Annotated in this window: 18 protein-coding genes; 4 read left to right on the top strand and 14 right to left on the bottom strand. The window is 36.9% G+C overall.

Features of this window, described 5'->3' with window-relative positions:
• Positions 1 to 41: 41 nt before the first annotated feature.
• The 6 genes from wecC to KIV10_RS03050 all read right to left on the bottom strand — a co-directional run bounded on the left by wecC (position 42) and on the right by KIV10_RS03050 (position 7754).
• The gene (gene wecC, locus KIV10_RS03075; protein ID WP_214112012.1) at positions 42 to 1247 is read right to left on the bottom strand and encodes a UDP-N-acetyl-D-mannosamine dehydrogenase; all 1206 of its coding nucleotides are present in this window, start codon (positions 1245 to 1247) and stop codon (positions 42 to 44) included.
• A gap of 1 nt (position 1248) precedes the next feature.
• Positions 1249 to 2370 carry a non-hydrolyzing UDP-N-acetylglucosamine 2-epimerase gene (wecB, locus tag KIV10_RS03070; protein ID WP_214112011.1) on the bottom strand — a complete coding sequence of 374 codons (1122 nt, stop codon included), beginning with the start codon at positions 2368 to 2370 and terminating at the stop codon, positions 1249 to 1251.
• A 12-nt stretch (positions 2371 to 2382) separates the two neighbouring features.
• Positions 2383 to 3342, bottom strand: a complete 960-nt coding sequence (locus KIV10_RS03065) for a hypothetical protein (protein WP_214112010.1) — start codon at positions 3340 to 3342, stop codon at positions 2383 to 2385.
• A gap of 323 nt (positions 3343 to 3665) precedes the next feature.
• On the bottom strand, positions 3666 to 5366 hold the full coding sequence (locus KIV10_RS03060; protein ID WP_214112009.1) for a DUF6909 family protein: 1701 nt from the start codon (positions 5364 to 5366) through the stop codon (positions 3666 to 3668).
• A gap of 15 nt (positions 5367 to 5381) precedes the next feature.
• Positions 5382 to 6884, bottom strand: coding sequence for a GH3 auxin-responsive promoter family protein (locus KIV10_RS03055; RefSeq protein WP_214112008.1), 1503 nt, complete (start codon positions 6882 to 6884; stop codon positions 5382 to 5384).
• 6 nt (positions 6885 to 6890) lie between these two features.
• Complete coding sequence (locus KIV10_RS03050; protein ID WP_214112007.1) at positions 6891 to 7754, bottom strand: M23 family metallopeptidase; 864 nt, start codon at positions 7752 to 7754, stop codon at positions 6891 to 6893.
• Between the two features lie 121 nt (positions 7755 to 7875).
• Here KIV10_RS03050 and KIV10_RS03045 point away from each other — a divergent pair, with 121 nt between their 5' ends.
• On the top strand, positions 7876 to 8091 hold the full coding sequence (locus KIV10_RS03045) for a Sec-independent protein translocase subunit TatA/TatB (RefSeq protein ID WP_214112006.1): 216 nt from the start codon (positions 7876 to 7878) through the stop codon (positions 8089 to 8091).
• A gap of 77 nt (positions 8092 to 8168) precedes the next feature.
• On the opposite strand, the gene KIV10_RS03040 is transcribed toward KIV10_RS03045, so the two are convergent.
• The 3 genes from KIV10_RS03040 to KIV10_RS03030 all read right to left on the bottom strand — a co-directional run bounded on the left by KIV10_RS03040 (position 8169) and on the right by KIV10_RS03030 (position 12095).
• Positions 8169 to 9143: a DUF4837 family protein gene (locus KIV10_RS03040; RefSeq protein ID WP_214112005.1), complete on the bottom strand. Its 975-nt coding sequence runs from the start codon at positions 9141 to 9143 to the stop codon at positions 8169 to 8171.
• A 20-nt stretch (positions 9144 to 9163) separates the two neighbouring features.
• Positions 9164 to 10726 (bottom strand): lytic transglycosylase domain-containing protein, encoded by a 1563-nt coding sequence (locus tag KIV10_RS03035; RefSeq protein ID WP_214112004.1) that lies wholly within the window; start codon positions 10724 to 10726, stop codon positions 9164 to 9166.
• 181 nt (positions 10727 to 10907) lie between these two features.
• On the bottom strand, positions 10908 to 12095 hold the full coding sequence (locus tag KIV10_RS03030; RefSeq protein WP_214112003.1) for a phosphoglycerate kinase: 1188 nt from the start codon (positions 12093 to 12095) through the stop codon (positions 10908 to 10910).
• Positions 12096 to 12211: 116 nt separating this feature from the next.
• Between KIV10_RS03030 and KIV10_RS03025 the strand changes: the two genes are divergently transcribed.
• A complete protein-coding gene (locus tag KIV10_RS03025) occupies positions 12212 to 13366 on the top strand; it encodes a DNA polymerase III subunit (protein ID WP_214112002.1) in 1155 nt (384 codons plus the stop codon).
• Positions 13367 to 13511: 145 nt separating this feature from the next.
• Here KIV10_RS03025 and KIV10_RS03020 read toward each other — a convergent pair whose 3' ends face one another.
• From KIV10_RS03020 to KIV10_RS03005, 4 genes are all read right to left on the bottom strand, one after another.
• Entirely contained in the window at positions 13512 to 14351 is an 840-nt protein-coding gene (locus tag KIV10_RS03020) for a class I SAM-dependent methyltransferase (protein ID WP_246516163.1), read from the bottom strand.
• A gap of 41 nt (positions 14352 to 14392) precedes the next feature.
• A complete protein-coding gene (gene mnmG, locus KIV10_RS03015) occupies positions 14393 to 16264 on the bottom strand; it encodes a tRNA uridine-5-carboxymethylaminomethyl(34) synthesis enzyme MnmG (protein ID WP_214112001.1) in 1872 nt (623 codons plus the stop codon).
• 98 nt (positions 16265 to 16362) lie between these two features.
• The gene (gene ybeY / locus KIV10_RS03010; RefSeq protein WP_214112000.1) at positions 16363 to 16776 is read right to left on the bottom strand and encodes an rRNA maturation RNase YbeY; all 414 of its coding nucleotides are present in this window, start codon (positions 16774 to 16776) and stop codon (positions 16363 to 16365) included.
• Positions 16769 to 20185 carry a DUF4175 family protein gene (locus KIV10_RS03005; protein WP_214111999.1) on the bottom strand — a complete coding sequence of 1139 codons (3417 nt, stop codon included), beginning with the start codon at positions 20183 to 20185 and terminating at the stop codon, positions 16769 to 16771. Before KIV10_RS03005 ends, ybeY begins: the two co-directional genes overlap by 8 nt.
• Before the next feature lie 162 nt (positions 20186 to 20347).
• On the opposite strand from KIV10_RS03005, the gene gltX reads away from it, so the two are divergent.
• Entirely contained in the window at positions 20348 to 21859 is a 1512-nt protein-coding gene (gene gltX, locus KIV10_RS03000) for a glutamate--tRNA ligase (protein WP_214111998.1), read from the top strand.
• On the opposite strand, the gene KIV10_RS02995 is transcribed toward gltX, so the two are convergent.
• Entirely contained in the window at positions 21856 to 22509 is a 654-nt protein-coding gene (locus tag KIV10_RS02995; RefSeq protein WP_214111997.1) for a PorT family protein, read from the bottom strand. The two genes, gltX and KIV10_RS02995, sit on opposite strands and share 4 nt — an antisense overlap.
• A 76-nt stretch (positions 22510 to 22585) precedes the next feature.
• Between KIV10_RS02995 and KIV10_RS02990 the strand changes: the two genes are divergently transcribed.
• Positions 22586 to 23599, top strand: coding sequence for an SPFH domain-containing protein (locus KIV10_RS02990; RefSeq protein ID WP_214111996.1), 1014 nt, complete (start codon positions 22586 to 22588; stop codon positions 23597 to 23599).
• Positions 23600 to 23631: the final 32 nt, after the last annotated feature.

Genomic DNA, 23631 nt, shown 5'->3' with positions numbered 1-23631 from the left:
AATTTTAGATTAGATTTAATTCATTAAAAAATCTAAAGAATTTATTTCCCCACCCCACAAAAATCCATAACCTTAATAGCTTCCAGTTGCAAATTTTTGAATTCCTTATGCGCAACCAGGAAAACGATGATATCCGCTTTTTCCCTTGCTTCTTTTATTGAGGTCAAATTATATTTTTGATGCGTGCTTAAATTGGGCTCAACAAAAAGAACATTGAAATTTTCTTTTTCCAATTGCTCAGCTACGTGGAGCGCGGGAGATTCCCTCAAATCATCAATATTTGGTTTGAATGCCAAGCCCATACATGCTATGGTTGCGTCTTTTCCATTATCAATCTTAAACTGAAGCGCAGCATTCTTTACCTTTTCTATGGCCCACTCGGTCTTGTAATTGTTTATTTCGCGGGCAGCGCGGATTATTTTTGCTTCATCTGGAAATTCTGAAACTATAAACCACGGATCCACTGCAATGCAGTGCCCGCCAACGCCAGTCCCCGGCTGGAGAATGTTTACACGCGGATGTTTATTTGCCAGACGGATAAGTTCCCAAACATCTATATTGGCCTTGTCGCAAATCATAGAAAGTTCATTTGCAAAGGCAATCTGCACATCACGTGATGAATTTTCAACCAATTTGCACATTTCAGCGGTCTGTGAATTTGTTTTGTGCAATTCGCCTTTTACAAAATGTTTGTAAAACCAAACGGCCTTTTCGGTGGAAACATCATCTATACCACCAATGGCGCGGTCGTTCTGTTCCAGTTCATATATAACATTACCCGGCAAAACGCGCTCTGGACAATAGGCTATAAATAGATCACCCTTTAAATCTGGGCGCGCCTCAAAAATGATTTCCTGTACTTTTTGAGTTGTACCTACCGGACTTGTGGATTCCAGAATAACCAATGCGCCTTTTTCCAAAGTAGGAATCAAATTTTTGACCGCAGCTTCCACATACGATAGGTCTGGAACGTGATTTCCTTTAAAGGGCGTAGGCACGGCTATTAAATACACATCTGCGGTAACTGGCTTTGTAGCCGCTTTTAAAAAACCTTCTTTCACAACGTGGTGTACAAGACCATCCAAATCTGGTTCCACAATGTGAATTTTTCCTTGGTTTATAGTATCAACAACGTGCTGGTGTATATCTACTCCGGTTACCTGAATTCCCCGGCTCGCAATGAGCGCAGCGGTAGGCAGGCCTATATAACCGAGCCCCATCATTACTACTGTGGGTTTTCGTTCCATTTTATAAATTATTTATAAAGTTTACAATTCGCTTTGTTGCTTTGCCATCGCCATAGGGATTGTGAAGCATGCTCATGGAATTGTAATATTCTGAATCTTTTAAAAGCTTTGTTGCGTGGTCAATAATTTTTTCTGAATGTGTTCCCACCAAAATAACCGTGCCCTCCTCAACAGCCTCGGGACGTTCCGTAGTATCACGCGTAACAAGAACTGGTTTCCCCAAACTTGGCGCTTCTTCTTGAATCCCACCACTATCTGTAATGATGAGATATGATTTTTCCATTAACCAAATAAAAGCGGGATAGGCAAGAGGTTCTGCTAACAAAACATTGTCAATCCCAGAAAGAAGTTTGTGCACCGGGCCCAAAACATTTGGGTTTAAATGAACTGGATAAATAATTTGGGTATCTGTATTTTGCTTGGCGATGGTTTTTAACGCGTTGCAAATATTTACAAGTCCTTCGCCGTGATTCTCCCTGCGATGGCCCGTGACGAGGATTATTTTTTTCTGAAAATCTAAAATCTTCTTTAATTCTTCTATTTCTGAATCGTTGAAATTTTCGGCATTTACTTTTTCAATTCCGTAAAGAAGCGCGTCAATAACCGTGTTGCCAGTTACCAAAATATTCTTTTTTTGGGTGTTTTCTGCCAAAAGATTTTTCTCTGAAAGGGTGGTTGGCGAAAAATGGTAATCTGCAATCTTTCCGGTAAGTTGCCTGTTGAATTCCTCGGGGAAAGGATATTGCCTATCAAAGGTTCTAAGTCCAGCTTCAACATGACATATTTTAGCACCACTGTAAAAGGCTGCAATGCCTACGGCCATTGATGTGGTGGTGTCGCCGTGCACGTATACAAAATCTGGTTTGTATTCTTCTAACACAGGTTTCATATTCTCAATAATAGTCGCGGTAAGCGTGTACAGATTTTGGTTTGGCTGCATCAAATTAAGGTCAAAATCTGGAATGATTTCGAAGAAATCCAAAACTTGATCCAGCATTTCCCTATGTTGTGCGGTAACGCAGACTTTCGTTTCGAAATTTTCGTTTTTTAAAAATTCCTTGACCAGAGGCGCCATTTTAATGGCTTCGGGACGGGTGCCGAAAACTATGAGGTTTTTCGTCAATTTTAGAAGATTTTAATTTTTTTTTGAATAAGTACGCATTTTTTTGAAAACGTAAATAACAAAGAAAATTAGAGAGAAAAAGAAAACAAGCAGGAATGGATATTTTACTTTGTTTGAGATATTTAAAAATCGTTCCTTTTTGAGATTATAATCTGCGTTAACCAATTTGACAGGTTCAGTATAATCCAATTGTTCCACTTTAAGATTTACGATTTTTTCAAGTATTTCTTCTTTTTTTTCGATCAAAAAGTGTTGATCATTATTGGTTACAACCTCTATGGATGAAGCTGAATTAATCTTACTATCATCATTTTTAAAAATAGAATCAATTTGATTAATCATTTCATAGTGTTCTTGAATTTCAAAATCCTTTGTTTCTTGATAGATTTTTTTATAGTTTTTTAAATGTTCATTTTCATTAATATAAAAAAGCAGCTTGTTTATAATGGTTTCAGAACTTGTTTTTCCGACTGTAGAAACACTAAGTTTATGATATTTATAATATCTACTGTTCGACATATCGTCAACATATTCTGCGAAATCTTGTTTTTCCGCAATTATCCGGAAGATATCAATGTTTTCTCTAGATTTGGAAACGAAATTATAGATATCAACAATAGGCTCAATTTTAATACTTCCCAACTTTCTGAAATTGGTATCTAAAATTCGCTTAAGATAAATACTATCGCCCATAGAGATTTTAGTATTTATTGCCTCAACCTTATCATATAAATAATCTACACTCTCAAAATTTGGGATTACAATGAGCTCATTATTATATGATTTTACTGCATTACTGTCTTTGTAGTATCCATAAATAAACCCTACAATAATCAATGCTATAATAAAAATGTAGAATTTTACAAAAAAGTCAACCACCTTGAAAAATGCGCGGAGCAAACTTTTGAAAAAATCTCCTGACTTTTTCAGTAAATACCCTAAATCTATTTCTTCTGAATTCTGTTGCGCCATATGCTAAATTTTAAAAACTTTAGAGCAATCAATTGTTGATTTATAACTCAAATATGCGATTCCAAACTTTGGGCAAAAGTACGGTAATGGTTGGTTTTTACAAGTTTTGAATTATTTATTTCTTTTTTAACACAAATTCAATTTTATATTGAATTCAAATGTGTGTAGGGCAGATGAAAATTGCCGAAAATGGTTGCGTTCTTTAACTCCTACAATGAAAACAATTTTTTAGATAAAATATTTTTCTCATTCTGTGTAAGCAACAAAAATTTCGTAAATCGAAATTAAATTTTTAAACCTTAGATAATTATAGTGCTTCAAAATTAATTTTTAGGAATCTCTAAAATCTGTTTTAACATTTTTTCCGTTATTAAATATGTAGGTTTTACACCGCTCGTACCCAAGCCACCGCTCGCCAATGTGCTCCCTGTTTCCAAAGGATTATCCGAAGCATAATATGCATACCTCACCTTGACCTTTGGGCTAATACTTCTTCTAATTTTTGAGGCAGCCTGAATCGCTTTTTGATAATGGGCACCTTCCATTTCAAGTCCAATTACGTTCCATGTGCTGTTGTGGAAAAATTTTAGCACATCACGGTTTTGAAGTGAAGTTCCCAAAACGGTAATCATAGACCCCGTACAAACCTTAATATTATCATCCTGAAAATGGGATTTTTTCAATTTATTTTTAAAAGGATAATTGTCGGCCGTACCTTCAAAAACGTGGGCAGACGGAATCATAATATCACCTTTACCGCCTTCAAGAATGCCCGCCTTCCCCATAATGGAAACTGAAGCAATATTCATAAAAAAACGCTGATTCTTTTCATCAGTATACGGTTTCAAAAGTTCATCCATCGTTTCATAAGCCTGTTCGCCAAAGGCATAATCCATGACAATCAAAATTGGTTTTTTATCAGTTTCTATTTCCGCCGGCCAATTTATATAGGCATCATTTTCAACTTTTGATGTGTCAATAATCTGGACGTCAATATTTGTCCCGCTTTCATCGGGAATGAAAACCATACCGCTTTCCAGTGCGGTTTTAATTACTTTATCACGAAGTTTACCATTCAAGGGATTGCTTAATGCTTCAAATACCTCAACCGGTTTCTTTTTTGAAAATTCTGAAGCCAATGCCTTTGGGGCATACAGCGAATTCATCACGCTGTGCATATTCGCGCTGATAATATGAATAGGCCGCTCCAATAAATTATTTTGCTGAAGCGTCTGCTTTATACGGTAAGCCCAGCGTTCACCGTGGATGTGGTGGCCCAGACGCTCCCGCAATACGGGACTGAAGGTTATGATTCGCTGATTTTCCTCAACAACTTCCTCGATTGCAATTTTTCCGAGAAAATAGATGATGCTCAAAAACCTATCTTCATTCTTTTTATTGCTAAAAAATGGGTAGATGCTATTGACTTCCTCAAAAGTGCGGCCCAAAAAATTAGCGGTGTGGGTTAATGTTACTTCCCTTTCTTCCTTTGTAAGTTTTCCTTTTTTGAGAACTGCTTGCTCCAGTTTTTTCCAGTCGCGAATTACTCCACCACTTTCATCAATGACCACCTGCCTCATAATTTTGTGGGATTCAATGAAGAGAAAGGTCAAATGCGTCAAAATATCATATATTTCTGAACGGCCACGAGTAATCTCAATATTCATTTGCTCTTCATCAATCCTATAGCAATTTCTCCTTCGCTTTAGCGGAATAATAGGTTCAAAATGTGAGTTTTTGTAGCCTTCATCGCTGGTAAGGTTTATAAATCTACATTCTTCGATTCCGTACGGCAAGCGGTCCATTACGTAAAGTAGGCCCTGCAATTCTATTTTATCTTCCTTTATGGAACCATATATTTCTGGCCTTAGCGTGAGCAGGGATTCGCGCAGGGATTCTCCAGAAATACCCATAGGCTTGTAAAAACCCCTGTTAAAAAGATGGCGCATGGTAATGTACAATCTTTCAATTGCTTGCGTACTTTCCTGCGCCCGCGTGCGTGTGTGCGATTTCAATTTATTCATAAAACAAAGGTACTATTAATTTGTAGGCTGAAGTTTTACCAAATCATCAGCAATTTTCCGGTCGTTGGAGAGTCTGGGCACTTTATTTTGGCCGCCCAATTTGCCTTGGGATTTCATATAGCGCTGAAAACTATCTTTATTTAAACTGAAAATTTTTAAGGGTTGAAGCACCTTCCCTTTAATTAAATCGAAATAATATGAATTTTGATTCCTCATATTTTCGTCAAGATATTTGGCAACTTCAGCCAGATTTTTCGGAGCCTTTTCAAATTCGATGAGCCACTCGTGGTAAGGTAATTCGCCATTTTGAGTATCGGTTTGGGGTGCTACCGTAAATTCTGATATAGTAAAGTGAAATTTTGAAATGGCTTCCTTCATTGCCTGTTCAACTTCCTTTCCAATTACGTGCTCGCCAAAGGCTGAAATAAAATGTTTGATCCTTCCAGAAACTATAACGCGATACGGTTTCAGCGATGTAAACTGAACGGTATCGCCCACGTTATAGCCCCAAAGTCCAGCATCTGTTGAAACAATCATCACATAATTTGTTTTCAATTTTACTTGGCCTATCGTAAGGCGAACGGGATTTTTATCAAAGAAAGTTGAAGCTTCAACAAATTCATAGAAAATTCCAGAACTCAGTAACAACAACATTCCTTTTTCATGCTGTTTATCCTGAAATGCAAAAAAGCCTTCGCTCGCCGGAAACAGCTCGATGCTGTCCACTTTTCTTCCTATCAAATTTTCAAACTTGGCGCGGTACGGTTCAAAATTTACACCTCCATAAATGAAAAGATTGAAGTTTTTAAACAGGTCGCCTACTTTTTTCCCGGTATTTTTTTGCAGCTTTTCAAAATACATTTGCACCCAGGATGGAATACCGCTGATAACGGTCATGTTTTCATTCTTTGTTTCCTCAACGATGGCATCCACCTTGGTTTCCCAATCTTCTATACAGTTGGTTTCCCAACTGGGCAATCTATTTTTTTGGAGGTATGCGGGCACATAATGCGCCACAATACCCGAAAGCCGGCCCGTTTTTATTCCATTTTTGGTATTCATTTCTGGACTACCCTGCAAAAAGATCATTTTTCCATCAACAAAATCTGATTTTCCTGTTTCATTTATATAGCAAAGAATTGCGTTACGCGCCGCACGGATGTGGTGCGGCAGCGATTGTTTTGTCAATGGAATATATTTAGCCCCAGAAGTAGTTCCGGATGTTTTTGCGAAATAGAGAGGCTTTCCAGGCCAGAGAATATCCGTTTCACCCAAAACAGCCCGTTCTACATAGGGTTTTAATTCTTCATAATCCCTTATTGGAACCTGACTCGCAAAATCTTCAAAAGATTTTATTCTATCAAAATTATGATCTTTTCCGAACACCGTATTTGAGGCCTCAGCAATTAATTTCGAGAAAACTTTGCGCTGTGTTTCAATAGGATTGGCCGCCCATTTTTTAATTTGGACGGAAACAATTTTTGCGAAAAGCTTTGCTGAAATGGATTTTAATGACATTTATTTTTAATCAAAATCTATAAAAGTAGTGGGGTCAATGGGATAGCCATCACGCCACAATTCAAAATGCAAATGCGGCCCAGTGGTGAATTCTCCGGTATTGCCTACAATCGCTATTACTTCACCAGCCTTTACAATTTCACCTTGTTGCTTCGTCAACTTTGCGTTGTGCTTATAGGCTGATATTAAATTATTATTGTGTTTCAAAATGATAACATTTCCGGTTTCTGAGGTCCATTCCGCAAAAATCACCGTTCCGTCCGCCACCGCTTTAACGGGAGCGTCTTTCACTGTCACAACATCCACAGCATAATGTTTTGCTTTTGAATCATATTTTTCGGTAATAGTTCCTTTTACTGGTGAAAAAAGCGCGTATTGTTGATTTCTATTCGCCAATAATGGATTGTATTTATCTTCTTTTGCTACTGCTTCCCGTAATATGGAATCACGTGGAGAAGTACGAACTAAGATAGTGGGATCTACCTTGGCGGCTTCAATAATGGAATCTTTATTGAATTCTACTGTTTTTACGTCTCCAGTCAATACTTTTTTAATGGAAGCGAGGTATTGTTCATTTACGTTGATAATCTGCTGTAGCGAGTCTGTTTCATAGGCCAACTGGGTTGCTTTCCGTTTGAGTGTGGTAGATGAATACCCGGGGATATATTCCCGCAGTGGTGTAAAGGCAATAATGAAAGTGGTTGCAAGTATAAGAAACAGGGCAAAAAGAGTACTGAAAACAAACACATTAAGCCTGTTCAACTTAAATGAAAAACGTTCCTCAAACGTTTCCTCATTCAGTATTACCATCCGGTATTTATGAAGGAGTTTCCTTTTAATTTTTTTGGATCTACGTTCCCTCTTTTCCATTTTCAAAAATTACTTTGTACAAATATAAAAGAAACGTAGGCTGGAAAAGCTAAACTTTTGTTGAAATGGGTCTATTTGACTATTTTCTTTTTACCTTTGTTCGAATTAAAATATAGAAACTATGAATGCTTTATTTATTCCTTTAGCCATTGGGCCTTGGCAAATTGCCTTAATAGTAATTGTGGTTCTTTTGCTTTTTGGTGGAAAGAAAATACCGGAATTGATGCGTGGATTGGGAAGTGGATTAAAGGAATTTAAGGATGCTTCAAAAGATGAGAATGCTACAAACGCTACATCTACACCTCCATCAGAAAAAAAAATTGACGAGAACAAATAGAATTTTCTCTTTAAAAAATTAAAAAAGGCCCATTCAAATTTTATTGAATGGGCTTTTACTATTACTGAATTTGTATTCTATTTGATTTTAGCTGATTTCAAAATTGATTCCAATTCAAATTGAAGGTCGCGCTGTTCTACTGATGGAGCGTAGGTAAATCCTTCTAGAATAAGATACCTGTTGTTTTTCTCATCCCTAACCGCATAATTTAAAAACGGACCGGCCATCCACGCATTCTTTACTTCCCACGTGCCTTTGGTTTCATACGCAAATTTTCCATCAATTTGTGTGGTAAAAATATAGGGCGCGTAGGCTTCTTCAGTCACAAACTGACCATCGTCCTCCACGGGTAAAAGCTTGCTGCCGATGGAATCCCTAATTTTAATTATTTCGCCAATCGCTGTACTGTCTGAAGTAATTAGATTTAGTGGTGCCATGTAAACAAGAATGTTTGTAGTACCATCCTTCAAATCTTTTCTGAGCCAAAAGAATTCATCTGTGGCAGTTGCAATTCTGTATGCAGAGGGTATTTTGAGTGAAACTCCCATCACATTTTCCAACGAATCTGATTTCATTAGTGAAACTGAACTTCTGCGCTGTCTTTCGGCCAATTCTGTTTTATGGTAATTTTCGATAATTTTTTGCGCATTTTCATTGATAAACGCTATAAGCTTTTCTTCTGAAGTTGCAGTAATTATAGCACCTGCCTGTGGTTTTGCGTACTCGTCATTGCCTATGGAAATATTATCCTTACTTCCTACGGTGGCATATAAAAAAAGGCGACTACTTCTAGCAAAACTCGTGAAACCTTCGGGAGTCATTTGGTTTATTGAAAACAGAGGCTCCTCCCTCGGAAGCCCATCTGTAGGCGCGGCAAAATTTTCCCTAATAGCTTCTCCTACTTGACCGTTCCAAAGCTCATTAGGGGTAATTACTTGCAGAACATTGATGTTTCCTACAGATTTTGGTAGTAAAGAATTGTCTTTTTCGCCATTATTATTACACGAGGTCAGTATAAAAAATGACAATAATAAAATGCAGAGTGATTTCATTAAAAGGATGTTTTCGGGAACTATCCTTTGTATATTTTCAGTTTAGTTCCTGCTTTGAGATTAGTGCCACTAATATCGTTCCATTTTTGGATATTTTCTACTGAAACTCCCGGAAATTTTTGGGAAATGCTCCATAACGAATCTCCATTCTTCACAGTATAAGTCTTCTCTGATGCCGATTTTGCTGAAACAGGTGCTGCACTGGCAATATCTTTGGAGCTCTTGGCCGGATAAATAATTAAGTTTTGACCAGCTTGAACATTATTGTTTCTCATACCGTTCCAATTCTTAATCTGGCTTATGCCCACGCCGTAATGTTCAGCAATTCTGCCCAAATATTCACCTCTCCGAACCTTATGCCGGATTTTTTCAGGCTGATCAAAAAGTTCTGGGGCTTCCTCCTTCGATTCTTCCAATGCCTCTTCAGCAAAAGTATAGATGGCATCTTCATTATTTACGAACATTCCAGCAGCTTTCAAGGGTAAGCGAAGCATGTAATTTTCATTCTTTACAACAGGAATTATTCCCAATTTATATGATGGATTTAAAAATTCAAGTTCTTCCTTATCCACATTGGTAAGTTTAGAAACTTGATCCAAAGTAATTTGTTGTTTTACACGAATAGTATCAGTTGCAACGTAAGGTATCGTTGTCCGTCCCTTTTTAAACCCGTGCTCATTGGCATATTCAAAAATATACATAGTTGCCAAAAATGCGGGAACATACCCTGCAGTTTCACGCGGTAAATAGTTGCGTAGATTCCAATAATTGGTTTTTCCGCCGGATCTTCTAATTGCTTTAGAAACGTTACCTGGTCCAGAATTATACGCCGCTAGGGCAAGATCCCAATCATTAAAACTATTATTTAAGCTTTTAAGATATTTGCAGGCAGCTTCAGTAGCCATAATTGGATCCGATCTTTCATCAACGTAAGAGCTTACGTCCAGTCCAAACATTTTACCGGTTGTAAACATAAATTGCCACAAACCTGTAGCACCTACACGAGATTGAGCTCGTGGGTTTAGGGCAGATTCAATTACTGCCAAGTATTTCAACTCTAGTGGAAGATTGTTTTTATCTAATTCCTGCTCAAACATTGGAAAATAGTATTCACTCAACCCCATTAAACGCTCCAGGGTTCCTCTTCTATTTTTCAAATATTGCTTAATGACACTTTCCAAAGATTCATTGTATTCAACCTTAAAAGGTGTTCGCGCATCAAGCTCTTTAAGTCTTTGTTTTAAAACTTCGGTGGGTAATTCATCATAATCCACCATTTCGTAGTTTTGATTCGCTACGCTGTTGTAAATATCCTCGAATAGGTCAGATTTGTACATTTCCTTCAACCAGAGGCTATCTTTTTTTCTCGCGAAAGCCAAATCTTTCAAATCGAAAATCGTGGTATCTTTGACCGAAGTGGCTACCGTTGTTTTAGGCAATTCTTTGGATATTTTGGTAACTTTTATAGAATCTACTACTTGAATCTTCTTCGTATTTAATTTGTCTGAAGATTTTTTGCCCTGTTGAGCAAAAGTTATACTGAAGGCCAACAACAGCAGGAGGGGGAGATTTTTTAATTTCATCAGCTATTTATTGCTTTAAGTGAATTTTTTTTATCAAAATGCTACAATCACTACGCCAAAAATTTGAATAACGTAAAGAAATGTAACGTTATCTTTTTCATAAAATTTTGTCAAATATAACGAATGTGGGAAATTGACCAAATTTTTAACTTTTAAGGCCCTAATCTGCTGATTGTTAATTCTAATTTTCCAGTGCTTTGATACCCGGCAGTACTTTACCTTCCAACATTTCCAGCATGGCACCACCACCTGTGGAAACGTAACTTACTTTATCTGTAATGCCGAATTGCTGTGCCGCTGCTACTGAATCACCACCTCCAACTAATGAGAAAGCCCCATTTTTTGTAGATTCAACTATATTCTTGCCTAAAATTTTTGTTCCCTCTGCGAATTTTTTCATTTCAAAAACCCCTACCGGACCATTCCAAAGTATGGTTTTTGAATTCCTAATCACTTCTGAAAACAACTCATTTGTTTTAGGGCCTGTATCAAGACCCATCCAACCATCTGGAATATCGTCAATTGCCGATGATTTGGTATTTGCCATCTCTGAAAAACTATCGGCTATAACACAATCAACAGGCAAATGGACCTTTACATTTTTTTCTTTTGCAACCTTTAGAATATCCAGTGCCAGGTCCAATTTATCATCTTCAACTAGGGAACCTCCAATTTTTCCACCTTGGGCTTTTACAAACGTAAAAGCCATACCTCCACCAATAATCAAATTGTCAATTTTACCCAAAATGTTTTCAATGATGGTAATTTTAGAAGAGACCTTAGCGCCACCAATAATTGCTGTTACCGGCTTTTCATTGCTCTCCAAAACTTTATTTACATTTTCAATCTCTGAAGCTAGCAACAAGCCCGAACATTTATTTTCGGGAAAGAGTTCTGCTATAATTGCTGTGGAAGCGTGGGCACGATGTGCGGTACCAAATGCGTCATTTACATAAATATCTCCCAGCTTTGAAAGTTTCTTTGCAAAATCTACATCGCCATCTATCTCTTGATCGTAAAAACGCAGATTTTCCAAAAGAAGAATTTCGCCAGATTCCAGTTTTTCTGCTGCTTCATCAACCTTGGGACCAATGCAGTCATCCACAAATTTTACTTGAATACCCAATATTTCTGAAAGTGGCTTTACTACATGTTTTAGGGAAAACTTGGCTTCTTGGGATTTTGGTCTTCCTAAATGAGACATCAAAATGCAACTGCCGCCATCTTCAAGGATTTTTAAAATCGTAGGCTTGGCTGCCCTGATTCTTGTATCATCTGTAACGTTTAAGTTTTCATCCAACGGGACATTGAAATCAACGCGAATCAGTGCTTTTTTATCTTTAAAATTGAAGTCGTTTATAGTTTTCATAGCTTATTTAATAGGTTACAAATATAGTTTTTTGAATAGATAAATCTTGAAAGAGAAAATTTTTGCAAGCGATCTATTTTGAAAAAATTCCAGCATAAAATTATTTAGCTTTGCGAATGGATTTTTCAGAAATAATAGGAAATCATCATATAAAATCGCATTTACAACAAACTGTAAAAAATGGCCGAATTCCTCACGCACAGCTTTTTTGCGGAATAAATGGTAGTGGATTATTGCCTACGGCAATTGCATACGCGCAAAGCATTTTGTGCTGGCAATATGAAAAGGAAAGTCCGGAATATGAGGCCTGCAAGAATAAAGTTTCCAAATTAACCCATCCAGATCTTCACTTTGTTTATCCCGTAAATACGAGTGAGGACATTAAAAAGAATGCGGTTTCAGACCACTATTCTGAAGCGTGGCGTGAGTTTGTTTTAAATAACCCATACGCATCTCTTTTTGAGTGGTTGCAGGCTATTGGTATCGAAAAAAAACAGGGAAATATCAGCAAATATGAAGCTGAGTCTATCGGGAAAAAAATCGCATTAAAATCTTATGAAGGCGGCTACAAAGTATTGATAATATGGATGGCAGAAAATATGAATGCAGAATGCTCCAATAAAATTTTAAAAATTATTGAGGAACCCACGGACAAAACTGTTTTATTGCTTTTAACAGAAAATGAGGGTCAAATTCTTACCACCATTAAATCACGCTGCCAAAAATTACAGCTACCTTTATTAACTGCCGAAGATATTGCTAATCAATTAGTTAAAAATAATGATATTGATTTCAGTACTGCTATGCAAATTGCCAGAAGATCCCATGGGGATTATAATAAATCTCTTCAATTGCTTGAAAATTCTGGAGAAGATAAGGTTTTTGAGGAATGGTTCATTAATTGGGTACGTACAGCTTTTAAAGCGAAAGGCAACAAAAGCTCTATAAATCAATTATTGGAGTGGAGCGAAATGCTAGCGGGATACGGAAGGGAAACACAAAAAAAATTTCTTTTTTACTGCATCGAAATCTTTAGGCAAGCCCTAATCACAAATTATGGAGCGGAATCCTTAAAATATTTTGAGGCCAATGATAAATCTTTTTCACTACAGAAATTTGCTCCATTTGTTCATCAAAATAATATTTTTGATATTATAGAAAGACTAGAAAATGCATCATATTACATTGAGCGAAATGGAAATGCTAAAGTTATTTTTTCTGATATGTCAATCCAACTAACGAGACTAATTCACAAAAAAGAAATTATATAGAAATTCCCTATGTCGAAAGAGGATTGTATAGTTTTTAGCTATTTAAAATTAGCTGTTTAAAAAGGATTGAATGAATAATTTCAAAATTTTCGTACAATAGTCCATTTTAAGACAATAATGCTTCTAATGTCTTAAAATTGAGAAATTATAGTTTTTTAAGAATGTAAATGTGAGAAGAATATTCTCTAGTAAATATTCCGCGTATATTTGAGAGAAGTCCTATGAAAATTGCCTTAATTGAAAACTTTAATCCAGATTTGTATTTTTCAGATATTAGGCTCACGTAAAATGAATCAAAATACATAGGTTTAATTTTTTTCAATTTATATTCGTTGCAAAAAATCTTTTCAATTGATTTTTTAGAAAAATGCCAAAAATGGCGCGGAACATCGTAGGCTGCCCAATATTCTTTGTAGTACTTGGCATCGAAACTTTTGTAATTTGGAACAGCAATAATTAATGTTCCATCTTTCTTTAATAGACCATTAATTCTATTTATTGAATCATCTAAATTTGGTAAATGTTCCAATACGTGCCAAAGTGTAATTACATCAAATGTTTGATTATTGAATTTATCTAAAGAATTTTCTAAATTAATCCCCTTCTGTCTAGCGACATCAGATGCGCGCTTGTTAGGTTCAACACCATGAATCTTCCAACCCTTTTCTTCTGCTCCATATAAGAAATCTCCAGTCCCCGCACCTATGTCGAGCAAATTACCAGCACCCTTATTTTCTAAATTAATTAGATTTACCTTTTGACGGATTGAAATAGATTTCACATACTGATATAATTTATTAATTAATCCTGAATTATTATCAGTGTGGGAAATATATTCATCACTTTCGTAATATTTTGAAAGTTGATCGACATGTGGCTTTGGAATGGTTATTAACATATCTAAATCCCGATCGAATTCCAAATCAAATTTTTCCTTTGAAACTAAATAGTCGCGTGTCGATATGTAGATATATTTTTTGCTCAAGAATTTGGAAATTTAATTTATGTTCCACGTGAAACATTAGTTTATCTACCCATATAAACTAGCAGGACAGAAATATCGTTTGGAGAAACACCACTAATACGTGATGCTTGCGATACCGTTGTTGGCTTTATTGTAGATAATTTTTCTCGAGCTTCAAATGACAAAGATTTCAATTTTGAATAATCAAATTCATCAGGTATTTTTAAGCCCTCAAGCCTATTTAATTTGTCTGCATTATTTTTTTCCTTTTCAATATATCCAGAATATTTTATTTGAATTTCCGCTTGTTGAATCATTTCTATATCCAGATCATTTTCCTTTATATATTTTTCAACCTCATCAATTTTCCGCATATCCCTCATAGTGATGTTAGGTCTAGAAAAAGGCTTGAACATTTTATCACTTTGAGAAACTATTGCTGAATTTTTAGATTCCAGAATTGGGTTTAGTATTTCCGGGGTTACACTATTTTCTTTGAAAAATTCAATAAAAGCGTTAGATTTATTCTGTTTAGCTTCCATTCGTTTCAATCTTTCATCGGAAGCCAAACCAATTTTGTGGGAAAGGGGGGTTAAACGAAAATCTGCATTGTCTTGCCTTAGAAGAGTTCTATATTCTGCTCGAGAGGTAAACATTCTATAAGGTTCTTCCGTACCTTTTGTAATTAAATCATCAATTAAAACTCCAATGTATGCTTCATTTCTTTTTAGGATGAACGGCTCTTTCTCTTGAACTTTTAGATGTGCATTAATTCCAGCCATCAACCCTTGCGATGCAGCCTCTTCATAACCTGTTGTTCCATTGATTTGACCTGCAAAGTATAAACCACTCACTAACTTTGTCTCAAGTGTATGTTTCAATTGTGTAGGGGGAAAATAATCATATTCTATTGCATAACCCGGTCTAAAAAATTTTACATTTTCAAATCCAGTTACTTTACGGAGTGCATTGAATTGTACATCTTCAGGTAAAGATGTAGAGAAACCATTTATGTAATACTCAACCGTGTTCCACCCCTCTGGCTCAACAAACAATTGATGCCTATCCTTATCCGCAAAACGATTGATTTTATCCTCAATGGACGGGCAATATCTTGGGCCAAGGCTTTCAATGGCACCGTTAAACATCGGGGATCTATCAAATCCTTCTTTCAAAGCTTCGTGCACGTCAGAACTCGTGTAACTCATATGACATGGACGCTGAAATTTTAGCGGCTGTGTTTCATCTGAAAAAGAGAATTTTTGTGGCTTTTCATCACCAGGCTGTTCTATCATTTTTGAAAAGTCCAAAGACCTACCGTCAACACGTGGCGGGGTGCCAGTCTTCATTCGGCCTGCTTCAAATCCCAAATTTGCCAAATCCTGAGTAATGCCTGTCGAAGCTCTCTCGCCAGCTCTACCACCTCCAAATTGCTTTTCACCTATATGAATTAAACCATTCAAAAAAGTTCCATTGGTAAGAACAACGCTCTTGCCTTTAATTTCCAGACCTAAAGAAGTTTTGACTCCTTTAATGCAATTATTTTCAACTAAAATTCCAGAAATCATCTCTTGATAAAAATCCAGGTTTTTAGTGCTTTCAAGTTTAAGCCTCCAGAACTCGGCAAAACGCATACGGTCACTCTGGACTCTAGGACTCCACATCGCGGGGCCTTTTGAAACATTCAACATCTTAAACTGAATTGCGGTTTTGTCGGAGACAATCCCACTATAACCACCCAATGCATCTATTTCCCGCACAATCTGACCTTTTGCGATGCCGCCCATAGCTGGGTTGCAAGACATTTGGGCAATATTTTGAAGATTCATTGTAGCCAGTAAGGTTTTAGAGCCTAGATTAGCCGCAGCCGCAGCCGCTTCGGAGCCCGCGTGGCCAGCACCTACTACAATTACATCATATTCTTCTAAAAACATATAATAAATTTTGTTCCACGTGGAACATTCAATATTTGAACTTTATTAAAAGTTGGCAAAATTACAATAATTTGTTGGAACCAAACAATTTAGTTATGCTAATCGATTAATCTCAATAACGCTTCATCTTCTTTTGCTCTCATAAGTCGTTGAGCCTCTCGGTCCTTGTCCTTATACCCGCAAAAATGAAGTATACCATGAATAATTACCCTGTTCAATTCATTTAAAAAAGTGGTGTCAAAATCATTTGAATTGTCAAGAACTCTTTCAATAGAGATATAGATTTCTCCACTTATCAGTTTACCCATAGAATAATCAAAACTTATGATATCTGTAAGAGTGTCGTGATTTAAAAATTCAACATTCAACCTGTGCAAATATGTGTCATCGCAAAAAACATACACAATTTCACCAAGCTCGAAACCTTCTTCTATAATTGTATTTGAAATCCATTCAGAAACCTTGGCTTCGTTTTCAATTTTAAATTCCGTTTCGTAATAAAATTCAATCATTCGAATTCTTAAAATAATCCTGTACTTTATTTTTATATTCCCGCTTCAAGGGTAATGACTCTCTATTCAAAATTTCCGTAGTGTTAAAATATTTTTTTATTTCTTCAGGTGAAACCCTATTTGTGTTTTTAAAAGATTGCCTGTTTGTCTTAGACTCTCGTTTTGTTTCTTGGCCCTGTTCAAATTCAGCTTTATCCAATTTTAGAAGTTCATATTTAAGGTTCATCATTTGTTGCAGTGTATTTTGATTGAATCCTTTGTCGAGTAATTGTTGTTCAATTCCTTCCATTTTTTTCAATAGATTGCCGCCATTTCCATTAAATCCATCTTTATTCAAACGGTCCTGTAATTGCTGTCTTAGCTGCTGCTGTTGTTTGAAAATCTCAAACAGTTCGCCATTTAAATCTTCAGCATTGCCCTCACCGTTCTGCCCGTCTCCATTACTTTCGTTGCCGGACTTACCGGTTTTGCCATCTCTTCCATTATCACCTTCACCTGACCCTTGACCATCACCTTTTCCGTTGCCCTGACCCTGTCCTTCCTTTTCGCCTTTGCCCTTGCCTTTATTTTGTCCTTTTTCCAATCCTTCCTTCATCTTCTCTTCTAAACTTTCCTGCTTTTCAATTATGTCAGGAAGTTGAAAACCACGTCCGCTACCCTGCCCTTTCCCTGGACTTGGCGCTCCTTTTCCTGATCCTGAGCCCGAAGCTTGCATCTGCATTTGCATCTGCATGTTATTTAACAGATCACTTAAAAGAACTGCTAAATCATTAGAATTTGTTACCGTATATTGCTGGTTTCCAATACCTTGTCTAGATTCGTTTTGTGCTAAGCGTTCCAATGACTTTTCAATATTATATTCAATATTAATAAGCTTACTATTGATTTCATTTCCTAAAAGTGGTTGCCGAAGGGACAGAGCAAAAAGACTGTCATCAATGTGCTCAAAATTTATCTTTAAATCGTTCTGTACATTTAATTTCTTACCGAAAGTAGGGTTTCCATACTCAATTTTTTTAAAATTTTCCATTAAATCTTCTTGTTCAACAGAGAAAGTAACCAAATTATCAACAATTTGTCTCAACATTTTGGCATCCTCCTCAATCGTTTCCATTTGGCCGGATTGCATATCCATTTGCATCTTTTTGCCCATTTCCTTCATTTTCTTGCCAGCATTTTTTTGACTTTTTGAGGCATCCTGCTTCTGGTTTTTATCAAGATTTTCCGTAGCTTTTTGTTGATCATTTTCAACTTGTTTTTCTCCGGGTTCGTCCTTGGGGATTTCCATAGGGTTCTTTAATTCATCATTCTCCTTTTGGAGTTCTTCCATTTCTTCTTGGTACTTCTCGAATTGCTCATTTAATTCTTCCTGTTTTTCCTTTGTGTTCTCATTTTCTGGCCCATCAGCTAATTTTTCTTGCTCATCGCCTAATTTATAAAGCTCCTCAGCAAGCTTTTCAGCCTTTTTTTCTACATAATACCTCTTTGTGAGCTCCAGTAATTGCTCCAAGTTACGCTCTTGATTTTTATTTTGCTTGGATAGATTATCAAGCTTTTCGGTCAATTGTTCCTTTTCAATTTTATCTTGAATTTTCTCCAGCTCATCAAGCAGTTTTTCGTTTTCCTTTAAGCGTTCTTCATTTTCTTCTAAACGTTTTTCCAATTGCTGTTTAAAGTCATCCTTTTCCTTCTCTGGTTGAAAATTTTGAAGCTCCTCTTTGAGTTCCTTTGAAAAATTCTTCATCATTTGCTCTTGCTGTTTTTGGCGCTGAATGAAGTTTTCCAGTTTCTTTTTATCGTTGTAATTGAGTTCCTTCTTCTCCTTTTGCGTTCGGGAAAGCTCCTCGAGCGTTTGCTTTCTGTCTTTTAAATCTTCAAGCGATTTATCCAAGCCTTGTATTGCTTCTTTTTGATTTTGAAGTTGTTCTTCCTCCAATTCATCTTTTGTAAATTTTCTAAAAGAATATATGCCGGATTTGGTGGATTTGAAGTTGTGAATGGCATCATTATCAAAAACTTCAAAATAATATTCATACGAAACTCCTTCATTTAATTGAAGATTTCCTGGAAATGAAAACGTAAATTGGTCAAAATTTCCCTTTGAGAGCTGAAGATTTTCCATCTTACTTTTTTCCTCTTCACCTTCCGGATAGTACACCAATCGCAATTTTGTAAGGCCATAATCATCAGAAATTTGGCCCAAAAAGAAAACTCGCTGGCTATCCGTGCTGTCCTGCTTAGACTCAACATCAATCTCCGGAAATTGATCCTTTACCACATTCAAAGTAAAAGCAAGATTTTCATAATCCTTCAATTGCTTATTTGAGGTGGTTATGGCATAATCCATTCTATTGTAAATTCCTTTTTTAAAATCAAAAACTTGATTTTTTTCAGAAAATGAAAATACTGTATCGGCCGTTTTCAGCGTAACTGCTGTTGTGTTTTTTGTTGAAACATTCCAGCGAACGTGCGTACCCTCAGGAATAGTAGCATTCCCTGTGCTTTTCATTGTCTCATCCTGCTTTCCAGTGTAACTTGGATAATCCAAAAACATCTCAAAATTTATAAGCGATGGGGTATTTACAATATCCAAAACGTATTGGCGAGAGGTTACCTTATTTGCCTTTAAATTGAATGGAATGGCATCCGTAGGTTGTGCAAATGTATACTCGAACAATCCTGGAGCAAGCTGTTGCATATAGTACGTTTCGCCATCATAATCAATGCTCGCGTTTTCTGGAATGGCCGTACCTTCAGTTCTAACTTTCAGCGTGAAACTTTTATTTTCAATTGCATTTAAATTTTCATTCATAACAATGAATGAAAAGGGCGCTGGCGGTTCGTAAGCGGTATCGTAATGCAACACGCGGGTGTAGCTACTTGAAAAGATTTCCAATCCTCCCAAAGCGCTGAATAGTGCAAAAATTAGAATGGGGATTGCCGCGTACTTTAAATATTTCGCATTTTTTTTAAAATTAATCGCGCTTTTGAAAGGAATCGGTTGTAAATCGGTAGCTTTTTGATCAATACTGGCTGCCAGTAATTCGCTTTCTTTTCTATTTTGATTCAATTGAAGCACATTCAACAACTTATCGCTTACTTCGGGGAAATGGTTTCCAATAATTTTTGAGGCATCTTCATATGAAATTCCTTTCTGAAACTTAAAAAGTTTCGCCAATGGAAAAGCTATAAAGCGGACGAATAGCGCAAACTCAACAATAATAAAACTCCAAAAAAGAACGCGCCGCGCAGCTGGATTTAACCAAAGAAAATATTCAACGAGCAGCGTGAAAAGTAAATACAACAGCCCAATGGCGAAAAAGAGAATCGTTCCCTTGATCAACTCATTTGTGTAATATTTTTTAATAAACTGCTCCAGCTTTTGCTGAATGATGCTAAATGTGCCCATAGAAACGTCTCCTGCTCTTCAAACTCCTAAAATACAATAATATTTTGTTCCAAAAACTTCTGCAAATATTGCTCCAAAAAAGGAGAGACGCATTATCATGGGCTTTAAAATGCGAACGTATAATTGTACCTTTGCGCCTACGTTTCAATAAAAATTAAATGTATGTCTGAAAAAGTTCGGGTTCGGTTTGCTCCCAGTCCCACGGGTCCATTACATATTGGCGGTGTGCGCACGGCGTTGTTCAATTATTTATTTGCGAAAAAACACGGTGGTGATTTTTTATTGCGAATTGAGGACACAGACCAAAACCGATATGTGGAAGGTGCTGAAGCTTACATAATTGAAGCTTTAAATTGGCTAAAGATTCCTTATAATGAAGGACCGGGTAAAGAAGGCAATTGCGGACCTTACAGGCAGAGCGAGCGAAAGCATATTTACAGAAAATATGCAGATGATTTAATTGAATCCGGCAATGCGTATTATGCTTTTGACACTGCGGAAGAACTGGACGCGCACCGAAAAGATCACGAAGAGAAAGGGAAAACTTTCATATACAATTGGCACAATCGACAGAAATTGAAAAATTCACTTACCCTTTCCAAAGAAGAAACACAAAAAAAGATTGATGCTGGTGAGGAATTTGTTATCCGTTTTAAATCTCCTGAAAAGGAAAATCTTCATTTAAATGATATTATTCGCGGCGAAATGCACGTGGATACCAGTATTCTCGACGATAAAGTTCTTTTTAAGAGCGATGGTATGCCCACGTATCACCTCGCAAATATTGTGGACGATCATTTAATGGAGATAACCCACGTCATCCGCGGGGAAGAGTGGCTTCCTTCCCTTGCGCTACATATTCTTTTGTACAGAGCCTTTGGTTGGACCGCACCACAATTTGCGCATTTGCCTTTGATTTTAAAACCAACCGGCAATGGAAAGTTGAGCAAACGAGATGGAGATAAAATGGGTTTCCCGGTTTTCCCGCTGCAATGGCAACCTGCTGAAGGAGAAATGTTTTCTGGATACAGGGAAGATGGTTATTTGCCCGAAGCCGTTATAAATATGCTCGCATTTTTGGGCTGGAATCCAGGAACGGAACAGGAAATTTTCAGTTTGAAGGATTTGGTAAATACCTTTGAGCTGGAGCGTGTCCATAAAGCGGGAGCCAAATTTGATCCTGAAAAGACGAAATGGTTTCAGCATCAATATCTTCAAAAGATGGATAACAGCGCATTGGCTTCACAATTCGCTGATTTGCTGAAAAATAAAAACATTGAAGCTTCGCAAAATCTTGAAAGCATTGTTTCGCTTTTAAAGGAACGCGCAACATTTATGGAGGATTTGTGGGAACAGGGCAGCTTTTTCTTTGAAACGCCAAATAGCTATGATCCAAAAGCCGCAGAAAAAGCATTTAAGGATGAAACTTCGATACTTTTAAATGAGGTTGTTTCAATTTTAAATGAAATTGATGATTTTTCGGCAGCAACTATCTCAGAAAAAATAAAAGGGTGGATTACTTCAGAAAATATTGGCTTCGGAAAAGTGATGATGCCTCTGCGTTTGGCCTTGGTAGGCGAAATGAAAGGCCCAGATGTTTTTGATATTCTCTCCATTCTTGGCAAAAAAGAAAGCATTTTCAGAATAGAAAGAGCAATCGCATTTATCGATTAAAAATAGATAACACCCGAAACAATTAAAGTTGAACTATTTCCCTTAAAATCGTTGATTTCAAGGTTCTGTTCGTTTAAATTGTTCAGCATATTGGTAACTCCATATTGATATTGACCTGAAATTCTGAAATGTTCAAAACCAGCGGTAATGCCGGCTGCCACACGAAAATCGATTTTCGAAATATCAAGAATATCCTGTGCGCGCAGTTCATTATAACCGGTTATTACATAATCTTCAAACTGTTCCTGTTCCAGATTTAATTTACCGTTTACATTTAAAACTGGCCCAAATTCAATACTGAGATGTTTTACAACGATGTTATAACTTCCCATAAAATGAATTTGCGCGCCCAATAGACTGTAATCCACAAATTGGGTGCTGGCAGCATTACTCGCTTGGATGGATACTTGAGAATTCTGAACGGTGAGGCCATAAATAAGATCAAAATCATTCCGGAATGCGCCGCGTGCAGAAAAACCAGCCATAAAACCCGTGCTCTGGCTCGTTACAAAATCATCTGTATTGATGTCAAAAAAAGTCAATCCGCCGGTTATTCCTAGAAAATTGTAGCCACCATAGTTGCGCTGTGCGGAAATTGATTGGGAAATGAGAAGAATTGCAACCGCAAAAATGAAGTTTTTCAGTTTCATGTCAAGATTATTTGGGGCCGTGAAAATAGGTTTAATTTTGTATCTTCAACAACTAATCACTTAACTTTTTTAAGAAATGAACTCATTTATTTTGATACCGCTTTTGGTCATTGCGCTTATAATTCTGTTCTCTTCGTTCTTTACGGTAAAGCAACAAACGGCGGCCATTGTGGAACGTTTTGGAAAATTTCAAAGTATCCGTCATTCCGGACTTCAAATGAAAATTCCACTTATTGATAGGATTGCGGGTAGAATAAATCTGAAAATTCAGCAACTCGACGTGATTGTTGAAACCAAAACGAAGGATGATGTATTTGTGCGTCTCAAGATTTCCGTGCAATTTCAAGTGCTGCAACAAAAGGTATATGATGCTTTTTATAAACTTCAAAATCCCCATGATCAAATAACTAGCTATGTTTTTGATGTGGTTCGCGCGGAAGTTCCCAAAATGAAATTGGATGATGTTTTTGAAAGAAAAGATGATGTGGCAATTGCAGTAAAGGCAGAATTAAATGAAGCGATGAGCACGTATGGTTATGATATCATCAAAACACTGGTTACGGACATTGACCCAGATATTCAAGTAAAAGCGGCCATGAACCGAATTAATGCCGCGGAACGTGAAAAAGTTGCGGCAGAATTTGAAGCCGAAGCGGAAAGAATAAAAATTGTTGCTAAAGCCCGTGCAGAGGCTGAGAGCAAACGTTTGCAGGGGCAGGGTATTGCTGACCAGCGTAGGGAAATTGCCCGCGGACTGGAAGAAAGTGTGGACGTTTTGAACAATGTGGGTATCAATTCGCAAGAGGCTTCTGCGCTTATTGTTGTTACACAGCATTATGATACGTTGCAATCAATAGGCGAAGAAACCAATACAAATCTTATTCTTCTTCCCAATTCACCACAGGCAGGTAGCGATATGCTGAACAATATGATTGCATCCTTTGTAGCGAGTAACCAAATAGGAGAAGAAATGAAGAAACAGAATCAAGCCCGGGGAATTGCCCCGAAAAAGCGAACTACACGCCCTTCGCCACCAAAAAATATGGATAACGACGAAAGTGATACTGATGACTTGGATTTAAAATTTTAAATAAAAAAAACCCTCAAATAATGAGGGTTTTT

Origin of the sequence: Aequorivita echinoideorum, assembly GCF_018476645.1 — a bacterium.
GTDB lineage: Bacteria > Bacteroidota > Bacteroidia > Flavobacteriales > Flavobacteriaceae > Aequorivita > Aequorivita echinoideorum.
This window is presented reverse-complemented; position numbering and strand designations above follow the sequence as displayed.